The organism is Clostridium sp. AF15-41 (assembly GCF_003604095.1).
Classification (GTDB): Bacteria; Bacillota; Clostridia; order Lachnospirales; family Lachnospiraceae; genus Coprococcus.
This window is the reverse complement of the sequence record NZ_QTMQ01000009.1, coordinates 1-18,467: the sequence shown is the minus strand read 5'-3', so window position 1 is coordinate 18,467 and position 18,467 is coordinate 1. Positions and strand designations below refer to the sequence as shown.

Here is an 18,467-nt window from a genome sequence, read left to right as displayed (position 1 = left end):
GATTGAGAGACTTAAAAGAATTAACAGGGTATGACATCATAACAGAAGAAAAGATCCCTGAAGTAAATGGAACAGGTTATATCTTAAGCCACAAGAAGACAAAGGCCAGAGTGCTTGTAATTGCTAATGATGATGAGAACAAGGTGTTTAATATCGGATTCCGGACACCGCCGTATGATGATTCCGGTATTCCGCATATTCTGGAACATTCGGTATTATGCGGTTCCAGAAAATATCCGGTAAAAGACCCGTTTGTAGAACTGGCAAAGGGTTCATTAAATACGTTTTTAAATGCAATGACATATTCTGATAAGACGGTATATCCGATTGCAAGCTGTAACGAAAAGGATTTTGAAAATCTTATGGATGTCTATCTGGATGCGGTATTCTATCCGAATATTTATGAACATACAGAGATCATGCGTCAGGAAGGCTGGCATTATGAACTTGAAACTGTAGAAGGGGAACTGATCTATAATGGTGTTGTGTTTAATGAGATGAAGGGTGCATTTTCATCTCCGGAACAGCAGATGTATTCAAAGATTGAAAAACTTCTTCTTGCTGACACACCATACAAGAATGAATCCGGTGGTGATCCTGCAGCGATTCCAACATTAAGTCAGGAACGTTTTCTTGATTTTCACAGAAAGTATTATCATCCGTCAAACAGTTATATTTATCTGTATGGTGATCTTGATATGTATAAGGAATTGGACTATATCGATAAGGAGTATCTCTCGAGCTTTGATTATAGAGAGATTGATTCTACGATCGCTGTGCAGACAGCCTATGAACAGATGAAGGATGAGAGCTGCTTTTATTCGATCGCAGAAAATGAGAGCGAAGAAAATCAGACATTTTTAACCTATAATATGGTAGTTGGCAGCAGCCTTGATAAGAAGCAGTCCGTTGCCATGAATATACTGGAATACGCAATTATGGACGCTCCGGGCGCACCATTGAAGAAAGCATTAGTAGATGCAGGGATCGGAGAGGATGTCTTTGCTTCCTTTGATGATGGGATCCGGCAGACAATCTTTTCAATCGTAGCAAGAAATGCAAATATGTCCGATAAGGAACGTTTTGTGTCTGTGATCAGGGATACACTGACCGATCTTTCCGGGCATGGAGAAGAAGGAAAGGCGATCGATCGGACTTCGATTGAGGCTGCGATCAATAATTTTGAGTTTAAACATAAGGAAGCAAACTTCGGCAGATTTCCGAAGGGGCTTATGATGGGTCTGGATGCATTTAATACATGGCTGTATGATGATGCATCTGCACTTGAAATGTTTAAGTTAAATGAAGTATATGATGAATTGAAAGAAAGTCTGAAAACCGGATATTTTGAAGAACTGATCTGGGAAAAGCTGGTTCAGAATACCTTTGGTATGATTTTTGTTATGAAGCCGAAGAAGGGGCTTGATAAGGAGAATGATGCAGCAGAGAAGCAGAAGCTTGCAGACTATAAGGCCTCTCTTACGGAAAATGAGCTTGAACAGGTTGTATCAGATACAAAGGAATTAAAATTATATCAGGAGACACCATCTCCGGCAGAGGATATGGAGAAGGTTCCGTTGCTTAATATTTCTGATATCAGAAAAGAGATCCATCCGTTAAAGAACCGTGAGGACAGCATTTATGGTATGCCATTAATAAGTCATGATATCTTTACTAACGGAATTGGTTATCTGGAGTTTATATTTGATATCAATGATCTGGATGCAGAGTTTGTTCCATATGTAGAGCTGCTCACCAGCATTTTCAAATATGTGGATACAGAGCATTACACATATAGTGAACTGTCCAATCAGATCAATTTCCATACCGGTGGTATCGGATTTTCTACAGGAGCCATGTATAAGGATGGCGGGAAGGATCATCTTTCATTCTTCTCCGTTAAGACAAAGGCCATGTATGACAAGCTTGGAGAAGGTCTGAAGCTGATCGAGGAGATCCTGTTCACATCGAAGCTTTCGGATAAGAAGAGATTGAAAGAGATTATATCGGAAGAAAAGGCCGGACTTAAGACTGATCTGATATCCTCAGGGCATATCACATCTGCAACACGCGCGATGTCTTATGTCTCAGATGTGATGGCATTTAAGGATATGACAGAGGGAATCGGATATTATGATTTCTTACAGGAGTTGGATCAGGATTTTGAGCAGAATGCAGATGTGATCATTGAGAAGCTGCAGACAACGCTTGCCGAGATCCTTAGAAAAGGAGCGGTAACAATCTCTTATACCGGTGACAATGATATCAAGGAATTATTGGGCGCAGATATTGAAGCGTTTGCAAGAAAGTTGTCGACCAGACCTGCTTTTGCAGAAAAACGTGTGATGAAAAAAGCTGTTAAGAACGAAGCCTTTAAGACAGCAAGCCAGGTACAGTATGCGGCTCTCGCAGGAAATTATAAAGAAAAAGGATTTGAATATACCGGAGCACTGGAAGTCCTACAGGTGATCTTCTCCTATGGATATCTCTGGGAGAATATCCGTGTAAAGGGTGGGGCATATGGAGCTATGTGTTCATTTGCCAGATCAGGAATGGGATATTTTACATCCTACAGAGATCCGAACCTGATGGAGACATATGATATCTATAAGAAGGCAGCAGACTATGTAGCAGGCTTTGATGCAAGCGACAGAGATATGACCAAATATTTGATTGGTGCGATCGCAAAGTTAGATTCTCCAATGACACCATCAGCAGAAGGAGCATTCAGCCAGACCTGTTACTTTGCAGGTATTACAGATGAGCAGCTTCAGAAAGAACGTGATCAGGTACTTACTGCAAATGTAGAAACGATCCGTTCATTGGCACCTGTGATCCGGGCGATCACAGACGACGGGGTTATCTGTGCGATCGGTGGGGAAGATAAGATCGAACAGAATCGGGCAAAGTTTAAAGAAGTAAAAGATCTATAGTTTTTACAGAAGTAACGAAAGAAGATATAAGTATATAGATTTGTAAATAGTTCTCCGGCAGGTTACAGGATTCTGTGCCGAATGGAGAACATGAATACATACAGAGTATGGAAGGAGAAGTATGAACGATACATACAAATCAGGATTTGTTGCGATCATAGGAAGACCAAATGTAGGTAAATCCACACTGATGAATCAGTTGATCGGACAGAAGATCGCGATAACGAGCAGTAAGGCGCAGACAACAAGAAACCGTATTCAGACCGTGTATACCTCGGATGAAGGACAGATTGTTTTCCTCGATACACCTGGAATCAACAGGGCCAAGAACAAGCTTGGTGAATATATGTTAAAGGTGGCAGAGGGAACATTAAATGAAGTAGATGTCGTTATGTGGATCGTTGAAGCAACGACATTTATCGGAGCAGGAGAACGGTATATCATTGAACAGTTAGAACGAGTTAAGACCCCGATCATCATTGTGGTAAATAAGATCGATGCGGTAAGTGAAGAAGAAGTATTCAAGGCAATCTCGACCTATAAGGATGCCTGCAGTCATGCGGAGATCGTTCCGGTATCGGCATTAAAGGGAAAGAACAAAGATGAACTGATAAAGACGCTGTTCAAATACCTTCCATACGGACCACAGTTCTATGATGAAGACACGATCACCGATCAGCCGGAGCGACAGATCGTATCCGAACTGATCCGGGAGCAGGCTTTAAGACTTCTGGATAAAGAGATTCCACACGGAATCGCGGTTGTTATTGATTCGATGAAGGAACGTCCGAATGGACGGCTTATGGATATAGATGCAACAATCATCTGTGAGAGGGATTCCCATAAGGGTATTATTATCGGAAAACAGGGCGCAATGCTGAAGAAGATCGGCAGCAATGCAAGGTATGGCATTGAACAGCTATTAGATACACATGTGAATCTGAAGCTTTGGGTAAAGGTGAAGAAGGATTGGCGGGATACCGATACCCTTCTTCGAAATTATGGTTATAAGATGGATGAATCATGAAGGATGAGATAGTATTAAACGGAATCGTGCTTTCCTCCGGCCTTCAGGGAGAATATGACAGACGGCTTGTTATACTGACCAGAGAGCAGGGGAAGATCACAGCATTTGCAAAGGGAGTCCGACGACCAAGCAGCCAGTTGATCTCAAAGACGCAGCTGTTTGTCATGGGAGCATTTACTGTATATCCGGGAAGAAATGCATATACATTAATCAACGTAGATGCAAAGGAATATTTTCATGAACTGACCTTTGATATGAACAAATACTGTTACGGATCTTACTTTTGTGAGATGATGTCATATTTTACAAGAGAAGGCGACCGGTCGGCAGATTATCTGAATCTGCTGTTTGTTAGTCTGAATGCATTAAAAAAAGGACTGCTGCCGGTGAAACTGATCCGTTGTGTATATGAATTGAAGATCATGGATATCTTTGGACAGGGACTGCAGAGTTTTCACTGCCCGGTCTGTGGAAGCGACAAGCTGACACGGATATTTGATCCCTTATCCGGTGGAATCCTGTGTGAGAACTGCCGGAGCAAGGCTAAGAAAAGCATTCATATATCAGAAGATGCAAGATATGTGCTTCAGTATATTAATGGAGCGACGCTTGGAAATCTGTATAATTTCACGGTTTCAGACAGTGTGCTGGAAGAACTTATGATGATCACAAAGGAATTTCTGGCGGTATATGTAGACCGGAAATTCAATTCTGTAGAAATAATTGAATCCCTGTCTTGAAAAAAACAGGGAGAGAAGGTACAATAACGTACAAATAAAAGATGAAATATAAATGGAGGACATTATGGAAAAGACATTAGACAAGATCGTTGCTTTAGCAAAGAACAGAGGTTTTGTATATCCGGGTTCAGAGATTTATGGTGGACTTGCAAATACATGGGATTACGGTAACCTTGGTGTTGAGTTAAAGAACAATGTAAAAAAGGCTTGGTGGAAAAAGTTCATACAGGAGAATCCATATAATGTAGGTGTTGACTGTGCGATCCTGATGAACCCACAGACATGGGTAGCATCCGGACATCTTGGCGGTTTTGCAGATCCTTTGATGGACTGTAAAGAGTGCCATGAAAGATTCCGTGCAGACAAGCTGATCGAAGACTACATGGCAGAGAATAACATGGAGATCGAAGGTTCCGTTGATGGCTGGTCAAATGAAGAAATGGAGAGCTTTATCGAAGAAAAGAATATCTGCTGTCCTTCATGCGGAAAACATAATTTTACAGGTATCAGACAGTTCAACCTGATGTTCAAGACATTCCAGGGTGTAACAGAGGATGCAAAGAATACAGTATATTTAAGACCTGAGACAGCACAGGGTATCTTTGTAAATTTCAAGAATGTACAGAGAACATCCAGAAAGAAGATCCCGTTTGGTATCGGTCAGATCGGTAAGTCATTCCGTAACGAGATCACACCTGGTAACTTCACATTCCGTACCAGAGAGTTTGAGCAGATGGAGCTGGAATTCTTCTGTGAACCGGGAACAGACCTTGAATGGTTTGATTACTGGAGAAGCTTCTGTATCAACTGGCTAAAAGACCTTGGTATCAAGGATGAAGAGATGCGTGCCCGTGATCATTCACCGGAAGAGCTTTGCTTCTACAGCAAGGGTACAACAGATATAGAGTTCTTATTCCCATTTGGATGGGGCGAGCTTTGGGGTATCGCAGACAGAACGGATTATGATCTGACTCAGCATCAGACTGTATCCGGCGAACCAATGGATTATTTTGATGATGAGAAGAAAGAGAAATACATTCCATATGTTATCGAACCATCACTTGGTGCTGATCGTGTAACACTTGCATTCCTTTGTGCTGCATATGATGAAGAAAATATCGGAACAGAGGAGAAGCCGGATGTAAGAACTGTATTACATTTCCATCCTGCACTTGCACCTGTTAAGATCGGTGTCCTTCCACTGAGCAAGAAACTCGGCGAGGAAGCAGAAAAGGTATATGCTGAATTATGCAAATACTACAACTGTGAATACGACGACAGAGGAAATATCGGTAAGCGTTACAGAAGACAGGATGAGATCGGAACTCCGTTCTGTGTAACTTATGATTTTGATTCAGAAGAAGATGGTGCTGTAACAGTCCGTGACAGAGATACCATGGAGCAGGAAAGAGTAAAGATCGAAGATCTGAAGGCATATTTTGAGAAGAAATTCGAATATTAATCAGATGAAATGAATCAATATCTCGGATTAGAGTGCCCGGTTGATCGAATCTGAAAAATAAAAGGGACATTTGTCGGAAAAGAACATTATCCGGCGGATGTCTCTTTCTTTTTGAAAAAGATTCCGGAATATGCGGTTAAAAAGAGAAAAAAATTGAAAAAAGTGGTTTAATATTATTAGGTCATATGATATAATCACGTCAGAGTGGTGGGAAAATTCTGCCCTAAAGCAGGCTTTTTTCAGCATATATTTAATTAGATACGTAGGAGGTAATAAACAAATGGCAAACAAGTGGGTTTATATGTTTAGCGAAGGCGACATGACCATGCGTAATCTTCTCGGTGGTAAGGGTGCAAACCTTGCAGAGATGACAACAATTGGTCTTCCAGTTCCACAGGGTTTCACAATCACAACAGAGGCTTGTACTCAGTACTATGAAGATGGTCGTAAGATCAACGACGAGATCATGGCACAGGCTATGGAAGGTGTTAAGAAGATGGAGGAGATCAACGGCAAGAAGTTCGGAGATCTTGAGAATCCATTATTAGTATCAGTTCGTTCAGGTGCTAGAGCATCTATGCCGGGTATGATGGATACAATCCTTAACCTTGGTTTAAATGACGAAGTTGTTGCTGCAATGATCGCACACAACCCAGATCCAGCATTCGAGCGTTTCGTATATGATTCTTACAGACGTTTCATTCAGATGTTCTCAGACGTTGTTATGGAAGTTGGTAAGAAGTACTTTGAGCAGCTCATCGATAAGATGAAAGAAGAGAAGGGTGTTAAGTTCGACGTAGAACTTACAGCAGCTGATCTTAAGACTCTTGCAGAGCAGTTCAAGGCTGAATACAAGAACCAGTTAGGAACAGATTTCCCTTCAGACCCAGTTGAGCAGTTAAAGTTAGCTATCGAAGCTGTATTCCGTTCATGGGACAACCCACGTGCAAACGTATACAGAAGAGATAACGATATCCCTTATTCATGGGGTACAGCAGTTAACGTAATGCCTATGGTATTCGGTAACTTAAATAATGAATCCGGTACAGGTGTTGCATTTACTCGTGACCCTGCAACAGGTGAGAAGAAGCTTATGGGTGAGTTCCTTATCAATGCACAGGGCGAAGACGTAGTTGCCGGTGTTCGTACACCAATGCCAATCGCTCAGATGGAGCAGGAATTCCCAGAAGCATATGCAGAATTCCTTAAGGTATGTGAGACTCTTGAGAATCACTACCATGATATGCAGGATATGGAGTTCACAGTTGAGAACAAGAAGCTGTACATGTTACAGTGTCGTAATGGTAAGAGAACAGCTCAGGCAGCTCTCCAGATCGCTTGTGACCTTGTTGATGAAGGACATAAGACAGAGGAAGAAGCAGTTGCTATGATCGATCCTCGTAACCTTGATACACTTCTTCACCCACAGTTTGATGCAGCAGCTCTTAAGGCAGCTACACCAATGGGCAAAGGTCTTGGTGCTTCACCAGGTGCTGCTTGTGGTAAGATCGTATTTACTGCTGACGATGCAGAAGCATGGGCAGCTAAGGGCGAGAAGGTTGTTCTTGTACGTCTTGAGACATCACCAGAAGATATCACAGGTATGAAGTCCGCACAGGGTATCTTAACAGTTCGTGGTGGTATGACATCACATGCTGCTGTAGTTGCGCGTGGTATGGGTACTTGCTGTGTATCAGGTTGTGGCGATATCATCATGGATGAAGAGAACAAGAAGTTCACACTTGCCGGCAAAGAGTTCCATGAGGGAGATTTCATCTCAATCGATGGTACAACAGGTAACATTTACGATGGAGTTATCAAGACAGTTGATGCTTCAATCGCAGGTACATTCGGTCGTGTTATGGCATGGGCTGATAAGTACAGAACACTTAAGGTTAGAACAAATGCTGATACACCGGCAGATGCTAAGAAGGCTCGTGAGCTTGGTGCAGAAGGTATCGGTCTTTGCCGTACAGAGCATATGTTCTTTGATCCAGAAAGAATCGCAGCATTCCGTGAGATGATCTGCTCAGATACAGTAGAAGAAAGAGAAGAAGCTCTTGATAAGATCCTTCCATATCAGCAGGGAGATTTCAAGGCTCTTTACGAAGCACTTGAAGGTAACCCGGTTACTATCAGATTCCTGGATCCACCTCTTCATGAGTTCGTTCCTACAGAGGAAGCTGATATTGAGAAGCTTGCAAAGGCTAAGAATAAGTCAGTAGAAGAGATCAAGGCACTCTGCAACTCACTTCATGAGTTTAACCCTATGATGGGTCACAGAGGATGTCGTCTTGCTGTAACATATCCAGAAATCGCTAAGATGCAGACAAAGGCTGTTATTCGTGCAGCTATCGAAGTTCAGAAAGAGCATCCAGATTGGAATGTTGAGCCAGAAATCATGATCCCACTTGTATGTGAAGTTAAAGAGCTTAAGTACGTTAAGAAGGTAGTAGTTGAGACAGCTGATGCTGAGATCGCTGCTGCAGGCGCAGATCTTAAGTATGAAGTTGGTACAATGATCGAGATCCCAAGAGCTGCTCTTACAGCTGATGAGATCGCTAAGGAAGCTGACTTCTTCTGCTTCGGTACTAACGACCTTACACAGATGACATTTGGTTTCTCAAGAGATGATGCAGGTAAGTTCTTAAATGCTTACTATGATGCTAAGATCTTCGAGAATGATCCATTTGCTAAGCTTGACCAGACTGGTGTTGGTAAGCTCATGGATATGGCTGTTAAACTTGGCAAGCCGGTTAATCCAAAGCTTCATATCGGTATCTGTGGTGAGCACGGTGGAGATCCTTCATCCGTTGAATTCTGCCACAAGATCGGTCTTGATTATGTATCATGTTCACCATTCCGTGTACCTATCGCTAGACTTGCTGCTGCTCAGGCTGCAATCGCTAACAATGCAGGAAAGTAGATTACAGCTATATGTACTTCACGGAATTTCTGATTACCAGAGCTGATGTTAATGATTTCATGACACATCGTCCGGAGTACACGAAAGCGAACCGTTTTAAGGATTTCGTTTGTAAAATCTATCTTTGATAATTAGGGGAAAATTCCAAATATTGGGTTTTCCCCTTTTTTATTGGGCTTTCTAAGGATTCTATCTCTTACTAAGAGGTAGAGTCCTTTTATTTTATACAAAATTCCTAAAGGAGGTTCGAGGTTATGAACAACACATGGTATTTGAATCAGTAGATCACAGGACATTTTACAGAGAAAAATTAGCGAGAGCGAGATACAGAGACAGTTATCACAAGTCACTCATTTATATCCTTGGCATATCTGAGGACACGAGACGGCATTGCGATGAAATCTATGTGAAGAAAGTACTGAATTTATGGTATGTTAGATTGTCATTTAACTTTTTATTATGGCTTATAAGGAAACAAAGAGCAATACCTTCTACTGCAAAGCATTTGATTTAGGATGGTATGGGTGATATAATCTGAAATGTAAATATTTTGTTTAGTTATAGGGGATTGATGGGAGTGCTTAGAGTAGGAATTTGTGATGATGGGTCGGCAATCTGTTCGGAAATTGAAAGGATCGTTAAAGAATATGGGAAGAAGCATGACTTGAGACTTGATACAGAGATGTGGAGTACGGGAGAGGCACTGGTGGATTATCTTGAGGATGGAAATGCGATTGATTTATTATTCTTGGATATTGATTTGATTACGACCAGCGGTGTAGATATAGGACAGTATATTCGGCATAGACTGAATAATTATAGCATGAAGATTGTGTTTATATCTGCAAATACAACATATGCAATGAGCCTGTTTGATATAATGCCGATGAATTTTCTTGTGAAGCCGCTTGTAAAATCTAAGGTAGAGGAATGTCTTGATTTGGCTGTTATGTTTCTCGTAAAAGAAGAGAAGGTGTTTCAATGTAAAGTGGCTGGTAAAACTCATTATATACCATTTAGATCTATCCTTTATTTTGAAAGTGATGGCAGAAAAATCAGACTTGTCACGGAGAAAAAACAAAAAAATGGTGGCTTAGATACAAAAGTGGATGTGTATGAATATTACAGAAAGATAAAAGAGGTTGCTCAGGAAATTCTGTCGGACGAATCTTTCTTGCAAGTTCATAGGTCTTATATCGTCCAGATTGCTTACATACAAAAATATGAATATACACAGATACTAATGATGGACGGTACACAGATCCCTGTTAGTCAAAATTTTCGGAAAGAAGTACGGAGCAAGATGCTGGAGAGGGGATGAAGAAAAATGTACACGGCAGTATATTTAATGTGCAACATGTTCAGAATATATCTGATTAAGCATCTTACAGACATGTTTTTTCAGGGAGAGAATCCGGATAAGAAACATGTTGTAGGAGTATGTATTGTTTTTTATGCGGTAAACAGCGCGTTGTTTATCTGTCTTAATATATCATTGATTAATCTTATATGTAATGTTCTCGGCATAGGTGCGCTCGTGTGCGTGTATTCCAGAAACAGAAAATATGTGATTTTTATTATTGTAATACTTACTATTGTGTGCATGGGCTGTGATATGCTTGCTACAAGTCTGCTGACTCCGGCATACAAATCAGGAGATGCACTGGATATGCTGACATTCGTCATGGTCGATATGATTATGTTTGTGTTTATGTGTCTTCTGAGAAGGATAATGCAGAGCCGGAATGAGCAACAGATAGTGCCGAGCGTGGCTCTGATAATTGTGCCGATTATCAGTATATGTATACTTTTGTATATGGCTTACATGAAGCATTATATATCAGGCGACTTTATAGCAGTAGGATTGGGACTTTTATGTATAAATTTCTTGGTGCTGTATTTGTATAATATGCTTCTTGAATCCGCTCAGGAAAAATATGAGAACCAAATTCTCAGGCAGTATGTCAAGGAATATTCAAACCAGTTGGACATTATTCTTGAATCAGAACAAAAAGTAAGACGCATGCGCCATGATATCAGGAATCATTTGTCAGAGATACAGCTTCTGACCATGCAGAATAAGCGCGATGAGGTTTTAAAATACATAGAAAGCATGACGGACTATATGCAGAATTCAAGGGCAATTTCAGAATCTGGCAATATTGAGACAGACAGCCTTTTGAATTATATGCTTGGGTTGGCAAAGAAGGACGGAATTCATGTTGAAACGGACATATGTCTGCCGGAAGAATTGCGTAATTCGTTTGAGTTCAACATTGTTCTGGGCAATCTGCTTGACAATGCAGTCAGGGCGGCAAAGTCCAGTGAAGAAAAATACCTCTATGTTAGAATCAATATGGACAAAGGGACATTGAGGATTCTGGTAAAGAACAGCTACAGCGGTAAACTGCGTAAATCAGGGAGACATTTCCTTACCACCAAAGATGATTCGTATAATCATGGCATGGGTTTACAGAGTGTACAGGATGTTGTGAATCAAAATAATGGTGAGATACAGTTTGAAGCTACTGAAAATACTTTCATAGTCAGAGTTATATTGTTCAATTAACAATGATGTCTGCCAAGCTGCTTGGGGTTATGCCTGCAGCTTCTCTTAATTTCTTGATACGCTCAGGTATGTCAATGACTATTTTGTTTCTATAAAAGGTATGATTATGCTGTGTAAGGTTTCATGTCATTTCCTAGTATATTCTGTTAATTGTTTTCTTTTGAATTCTCCGTAGAAAAATAATGGACGAGACGGAGAATAATATCTACGCCTTCTGGACTTACTCCTGATATTTCAATTAGCTGCAATTCATTTCTTCCAAGTAAATAGTCTGTAGATACATGAAAAAAATCAGCCAAATCAACAAGAGTGTCTATAGAGGGTTTTGATGTACCCATTTCCCATGCGTTTACTGCTGAGCGAGATATGTTAAGTGCGCTTGCCAAATTACTCTGGGTTATACCGATGACTTCTCTCAATTCCCTGATACGTTCAGATATGTCCATTACCATTTTTATTCCTCACAAAAAATACGATTATGTCATGTTACATGTTTGTCCTTTCATTAGTATATTCAATTCAAAGTCAACTATAATTATCTTATTTGATAGTTACAAATGACAAAAAGAACCGGATTTTGGCAAAAAAACACGAGTTATGACAAAAAAGCTGTTAGTTATGACATATGGCGAATTTTAAGAAAAAAATGTGCTATGATTTAGACGGCTAATATCAAAATAGCAAAATATATCACAGGAGGGATGCAGTATGAACAAGGCAAAGAAGCTCGTAAACAAGATGGCAAAGAAATCGGCGGAGAAAGCAGCTAACTCAGCTTGCTGTTTCTGGGCATATCAGCCGAAAGAGCCAAAGGCAGTCAAGAAGCTGCGCAAATTCTAAGAGCCGATGAAGACATTGCAGGAATATGTAACCAACGAATATGACTCCGATGAGGAGAAGGAGATCATAGCCTATGGGCTTGAGCGTATCAGGGAGAACGTGCTTGCCTTTGGATTTACAGTTCTTGTCGGCTTCTGCTACGGTGATGTCCTCTCGGGCGTTCTGCTGTGGGTGTTTCTTTATCCCATAAGGAGCAGCGCGGGAGGATATCATGCGCAGACCAGATGGGGCTGCAGAGTTATGTCGGTTTCGCTTCTGCTTGCAGCTTATACTGCGGTATATGCCGTAAACAGGCTGGCATACGGACAGATGATACTGCTTGGGCTTCTGCTCTGCGCGGTGCTGACTCTATGGCTGCTTGCTCCGATTGGCACGGAGAATAAGCCTCTCGATGATATCGAGCATAGAATTTATCAAAAAAGGACAAGGATTATAGTTCTGGTTGAAACGATATTAGCCGTGTTTACACTGTATGAGGGAATATCGGTCATATATCTGCCGATAGTTATGGCATTTTTAATTTCATCAGCACTGCTTGTGATGGGATGTATTAAGCTGAGAAAAAATAAGGGAAAGTAAACATCAATTATATATTTTGCAACAAATGAAAGGAAAAAAAATCATGTTAAAGGGGAAAATATCTTTATGGAATAGAAGTGGAATATTCTCTTCTATGTTGGCATTGCTTTTGTGTATTGCCATGTGTTTTGAATGTGTGCCATTTTATACTGTGGCGGCGGAAGAGACTGAGGAAACTGGTACATATAAAACAAAGGCGATAAGCTGGCTTGTCGGCGAGAAAGACGATGTGAGCGGCTGGGGTGATACAGACCTGATAAATGATACAGCCAACGCTCTGACTATACTCGGAAGAGAAGGAAAGCCGACAGACAGCACTTTCCTTGAGAAATGGAAAGGCAGCCATAAGGATATGAATACCGATGAGATGGTGCATATCGCGCGGGCAGAGTATATGTCCGCAGATTCAAAAGAGGCAGAATCACTGCTTTCTGATATCATGTCCCGCCAGAATCCTGACGGGGGTTTCGGTCTTACAGAAGAATATGAGAGCGATGTCTATGACACCGTGCTTGCACTTTCGGCGGTATGCGCTCAGGCTGTGGCTACACCGACGGATGCGACCGCAGATTACAGCAACGCGGCAGGAGACGCAGCATTCTACCTTGCGGGGAAACAGAAAAGCGACGGAGGGTATGCGTACACGGATGCATCTGACAGCTCACCGTATTTGACGGCGTATGCGGGAATGATTCTCTCCATGTGCGGGTGTGATGATTTACCGGCGTGGACTGCACTTGACGCATACTGTCAGGACAGATTCACAGGGGAACTTTCCGAGGATACATTTGCCGAACAGGCAGTACTTGCCATGTATATGTACAGAAGAGAACTGATACAGGATGCGGATGCTTTCGAGGAGAAGCTTCATTCCGTACAGGGAAGCGACGGAAGCGTGTACGGGGATATCACGGACACGATATGGTACATACTTCTGCTTGACGAGATAGACAGTTATCATACACTGCGCCTTAGCATTACGAACGTGGAGACTGAGACTGATACATATGTGCTGGAAGCCGGAGAGACACAGAGTCTGTCGCTTCATACTGACATATCATATGATACCAATCAGAATGTGACCATGAATGTGCGGTATACCATCACAGAGGACGGAGAAGCGACAGCATCTGTCACAAAGGAGATGGAACTGTCTGCCTCGAATACGAAAGCTTCGCTTGATTCGGCACTTGAGGCAACGGCTCAGGAGGGGAAAGAATATATCCTGAAAACAGAGATTGTGTCGGTGGATGACGAGGCAGAGGTGCTTGCATCAGATGAGATTAAGTTCTCCGTACATGTGACTGAGAGACAAAAGCTCACACTCACTGCTGATGTGACGACAGGAATCGGGTATTCAGTTAATCTGTCATGGAATGATATAAGCAATGATGACGATACTTACAGATATCGTGTATTCAGGAAGATGAATGGCGGCGAATGGGAGACGCGTTCCACGTGGGACGGCTCGGAGAAGGTGAGGGTTCTCAATATCTATCCGTGCTATGCCGCGCAGAATTATTTGAAGAACTGGATGGAGCAGACAGTGAGCGACACGGGTGAGCCTGCCGGCAAAGGGCTGTTTGTCATAGACACGGTATACATAGGGAGTTATAATTCGGACCCGGATAAATATTTGAAGGACGAAAACGGAGATTACAAGTACGACGTGCTGATGTTTGGAACATACGATTCAAATGCCGGACAGGATCTCTCGGAAAAAGGATATGAGGCGACAAAGGCTTTTATTGATACAGGACGCGGAGCCATGTTTGGTCATGATACACTGGCTCGTATATCAAGCTGTTATCATCCCAATTTTGCAAGATTCGCAGATGATCTCGGCATTAAAGTTGCAACATGGTGCAGTTATACGCCGAGCAGCACAGTGAGGGTTGTAAACTCGGGTATGCTCACAAGTTATCCGTGGAAACTGTCAGGAACATTACAGATACCGAGTGCACATACTCTCGGACAGTATTCGGGTGGAGCGCTTTCTTCAACAGTCTGGATGGAATTTGGAACGTGGTACAGCACAGATTCGGAGACAGGAGCAACCACAGCTGCCTATCTCGTGACAAACAACCAGCTTGCCATGATACAGACAGGACACAGCAACGGTCAGGCGACTGATGATGAGAGAAAAGTTTTTGCGAACACACTGTTTTATCTGAAGCAGCTTACAAGCGAAACATCGGCAAAGGACAACTCGTTCTATGATGAGGCGGCACCGACACAGCCGGATATAACTGAGAGTGAAACCGGAACATTTATATGCAAATCCGAGGATATGGGAACTGACTATCAGTACTATGTGGAGGCTGTAAGCTCAGGGCACGGAGAAAACGTGGAATCAAACATAGTGGATGCCACGGCACTGTCCGGCATGAGAGGATTTATTACCGGCATAAGTGATTCGACAGAACCTATGGACGAGCTGAGAAAAAAGACAGATGAAGGAAAGCCGGCGGCTGAGGTGTCGGAAGCTTCTGACGGCACACTGAAAATTGATTTAAGCGAATATGATTTAACCGCATATGAGCCGGGGCAGACGGTGTATCTGCACATATGCGCGGTGGACAATGCGGGCAACATAAGTGATGAGACAGTCATCAGCATAGAGATACCAAAGGGGAAGGAATATCTGAGTCTGGATCAGGCGCTTATCGCAACAGATGGAGAAGTGCAGCTCTATTGCTGCGAGGCGGATATTACAGGCGATATATATGGGGCAGAGACGTTCAGGTTTCAGGGAAGCACGATACATCTTAACGGGACGGCATCATCGGCAGGGAGCCTCTCCATAGCGGGCGGAGTGCTGGATATCGCGGGTATGCAGGAGAACGTACAGCCTCTGGATGTTCCGGATTATACACAGGACATAAAGGATGATATGGAACTTGAGGGAGCTCCTCTCACGGAGATTGCAGTGTACAACAGCACGGATATAATCGTTCCGACGATATGCCTGAAAACTACAGGCGCGTGGTGTAACAGCGTGACGCTTTCGGCAAGCTTGATGTCCGGCGGTGACATATCTTTCAATGCAAACACGATACATTGCGGCGCGGAGGATGAGCCTGTCGTGCTGTGCTCGGAAAAGGGAGACATAAAAATACAGGCTACGGCATTTGAGGGAGAGGGACTGATATACGCACCGGAGGGAACGGTCACGATAAATGTCTCGAAATTCGATTACATAGGAAGCGTTGTGGCAAAGAGGGTAATTATACAGGCGGGTTACTACAACCAGAACCGCATGGAGGGAGAATAAGATGATAGAGAGATGTAAAAAGGGAAAAATATGGTACCGCAGCGTATGCACGTTATTATCTGTTGCTCTGTGTGTATGTATGCTGTCGGGCTGCAGAAGCAGACAGGAGTCAGCCTCTGTCGGAACGAAGACCGCCCAGACATATGCGGATACCGAAAACGGAGAAATAACAACAGATGAAACAGAATCGCAGGATGATTCAGACAAAATTCAGACGGTATGGCAGACTGCAGAGAAAGCAGTCACAGACGAGGCTGATAAAGCAGACGATGTCATGACACAGCTTTCGGAGAGTGTAAGCAGCGGCGATGCGGACAGAGTGATTGAGCTTGCCGATACACTGTCCGGGCAGCTGGACTCATCTTATACTGCGGCGGAAGAATGGCAGACCGCCCTGCAGGAAGTGAGCGATAGTCTGGACGATGAGGCGCGCACTGTATATGAGGAAAGAGAGAAGGCGTTCAATGAATCAGTATCTGAGAGCCGTGATGAGGCATCAGCACTGCTTGCCGGAATAAAAGAGTCGGCGGGTCAGGGGGATATGGAGACAGCGGCAGAGCAGACGGATGAGCTTACAAAGCTTCTTGGCGCTGATGAAACGTATGAGACTTACGGCGAGGATATACCTGATACAGAGCCTGTACACGAGGCAGAAACGGCTGAGTACAATGTTGACGCGGACACACCTGAAGCTTCGTCAGTTATGTCCGAGGATGAAAGCGAGAAAACCGAGTATCTCGCACTTGCCAGTGAGACAGAACTGTTGGATACTGTAAAGGAGAAAGCTGACGAGCTGAAGACGCCGCTGGCAGTATACAACTACATAAAGAATAACATAGGCTATGAGACATACCACGGCAGCCGCAAGGGTGCAAACGGAACATACGACGCCATGAGCGGCAACGACTATGATCAGGCAAGCCTTCTCATAGCCATGCTGAGATATCTGGGATATCCGTCAGCGTATGTAAAGGGAACCATAGACCTCACACCTGAGCAGGCGGTGTCACTTACCGGAGCTGATACGGCAGAGCATGCGGCTGACGTGCTTGCGGCAGCGGGTACACCGGTAACAAAGCTTACGCTTGACGGCGAGCTTGTATATGTGCGCATGGAGCATGTGTGGGTGCGCTCCTACATACCTTATACGGACTACAGGGGAGCCGGAGACGCTTCCGGCAGCTCTGTATGGCTGGATCTGGACACAGAAATCAAGTCATATGAGAACGTGGACAACATCTATGACGCTCTCGATGATGCGGGTTTCAATGATGAGGTGGCGAAGCTTGCTGAGACCGGGGACGCCTCACAGATGGATACGCTTCTTGATACATGGGAAGAAAAGCTCGGTTCGATGGACACGGATTCCATGTATACGAGAAAACGTATTATCTCACAGAAAGAAGAGAGTTATCTTCCGGCTTCGCTGCAGTATGCGACATACGGAGAGACTGTCATATTTGCTGAGATACCGGATTCAGACAGGGACAAGGTAAGCTTCGGCATAGACGGTGATGTGTTCACAAGCTTCACAGCTTCCGAGTTGTATGGCAAGAGTGTACTGCTCGCATACGAGCCTGCCACGGATGCAGACAAAGCCATATATGACAGCTATGACAGTATATTCGACGTACCCGCCTATGCGGTGTACATGAAGCCTGTCATCTATGTGGACGGCGAGGTCACAGCGGAGGGCGACGAGTACCTCGAGATAACCCTCGGGACAAAGCAGACATTTACCATAGGACTGTCGTCGGCTCTAGGCAGCCATGACGTGACAAACGATGTGACAACTGGCTCGATGTACGCGGTCACTCTGGACATGCAGAGCATCACATCCTCAGAGCTTCAGGAAATATATGATGAGGCTTCTGCACTCTCAGACAGCGTAACCGAGACAAATGTCTACAGCACAGATTATCTCGGCAAGCTCCTGACACTTGCGGGCAGGCTTTACTTCGCACAGGTGGATATGGCTGACATAATGACGGCTGAGGCATATGGTGTGACAGCCGTAAGAGACTTGAGCGAGGGTATCACGGGCTACGAGTTGAGATGTGATAAGCTGTACGGACAGGTATCCGGACTCAGCGAGGGCAGCCTGTACATAGACGTGG

At 43.4% G+C, this 18,467-nt stretch carries 13 protein-coding genes; 12 read left to right on the top strand and 1 reads right to left on the bottom strand.

Annotated elements, in window-relative coordinates; genetic code table 11:
- The first annotated feature begins 2 nt into the window (after positions 1-2).
- From DWW43_RS07610 to DWW43_RS07575, 8 genes are all read left to right on the top strand, one after another.
- The gene (locus tag DWW43_RS07610; protein ID WP_119963207.1) at positions 3-2,933 is read left to right on the top strand and encodes an insulinase family protein; all 2,931 of its coding nucleotides are present in this window, start codon (positions 3-5) and stop codon (positions 2,931-2,933) included.
- A 121-nt stretch (positions 2,934-3,054) separates the two neighbouring features.
- Positions 3,055-3,960 carry a GTPase Era gene (gene era / locus DWW43_RS07605; protein ID WP_008402838.1) on the top strand — a complete coding sequence of 302 codons (906 nt, stop codon included), beginning with the start codon at positions 3,055-3,057 and terminating at the stop codon, positions 3,958-3,960.
- Positions 3,957-4,700, top strand: coding sequence for a DNA repair protein RecO (recO, locus tag DWW43_RS07600; protein ID WP_119963206.1), 744 nt, complete (start codon positions 3,957-3,959; stop codon positions 4,698-4,700). Before era ends, recO begins: the two co-directional genes overlap by 4 nt.
- Before the next feature lie 64 nt (positions 4,701-4,764).
- Positions 4,765-6,162 carry a glycine--tRNA ligase gene (locus DWW43_RS07595; protein ID WP_044946160.1) on the top strand — a complete coding sequence of 466 codons (1,398 nt, stop codon included), beginning with the start codon at positions 4,765-4,767 and terminating at the stop codon, positions 6,160-6,162.
- 280 nt (positions 6,163-6,442) lie between these two features.
- A complete protein-coding gene (gene ppdK / locus DWW43_RS07590; protein ID WP_119963205.1) occupies positions 6,443-9,088 on the top strand; it encodes a pyruvate, phosphate dikinase in 2,646 nt (881 codons plus the stop codon).
- 265 nt (positions 9,089-9,353) lie between these two features.
- The gene (locus DWW43_RS12320) at positions 9,354-9,602 is read left to right on the top strand and encodes a DUF6075 family protein (RefSeq protein ID WP_119963204.1); all 249 of its coding nucleotides are present in this window, start codon (positions 9,354-9,356) and stop codon (positions 9,600-9,602) included.
- 57 nt (positions 9,603-9,659) lie between these two features.
- A complete protein-coding gene (locus tag DWW43_RS07580; RefSeq protein ID WP_119963203.1) occupies positions 9,660-10,409 on the top strand; it encodes a LytTR family DNA-binding domain-containing protein in 750 nt (249 codons plus the stop codon).
- A 246-nt stretch (positions 10,410-10,655) separates the two neighbouring features.
- A complete protein-coding gene (locus DWW43_RS07575; RefSeq protein WP_161117334.1) occupies positions 10,656-11,657 on the top strand; it encodes a GHKL domain-containing protein in 1,002 nt (333 codons plus the stop codon).
- A gap of 146 nt (positions 11,658-11,803) precedes the next feature.
- Here DWW43_RS07575 and DWW43_RS07570 read toward each other — a convergent pair whose 3' ends face one another.
- Positions 11,804-12,109, bottom strand: a complete 306-nt coding sequence (locus tag DWW43_RS07570) for a helix-turn-helix transcriptional regulator (protein WP_243104430.1) — start codon at positions 12,107-12,109, stop codon at positions 11,804-11,806.
- 256 nt (positions 12,110-12,365) lie between these two features.
- Between DWW43_RS07570 and DWW43_RS07565 the strand changes: the two genes are divergently transcribed.
- The 4 genes from DWW43_RS07565 to DWW43_RS07550 all read left to right on the top strand — a co-directional run.
- Positions 12,366-12,497: a cyclic lactone autoinducer peptide gene (locus DWW43_RS07565; RefSeq protein WP_008402847.1), complete on the top strand. Its 132-nt coding sequence runs from the start codon at positions 12,366-12,368 to the stop codon at positions 12,495-12,497.
- A 6-nt stretch (positions 12,498-12,503) separates the two neighbouring features.
- Positions 12,504-13,076, top strand: a complete 573-nt coding sequence (locus DWW43_RS07560; protein WP_008402849.1) for an accessory gene regulator B family protein — start codon at positions 12,504-12,506, stop codon at positions 13,074-13,076.
- Positions 13,077-13,119: 43 nt separating this feature from the next.
- Positions 13,120-16,350, top strand: a complete 3,231-nt coding sequence (locus DWW43_RS07555) for a prenyltransferase/squalene oxidase repeat-containing protein (protein WP_165853041.1) — start codon at positions 13,120-13,122, stop codon at positions 16,348-16,350.
- A 1-nt stretch (position 16,351) separates the two neighbouring features.
- Positions 16,352-18,467, top strand: a 2,116-nt coding sequence (locus DWW43_RS07550; RefSeq protein ID WP_279221095.1) for a transglutaminase domain-containing protein, incomplete at its 3' end; no start/stop codon positions are given.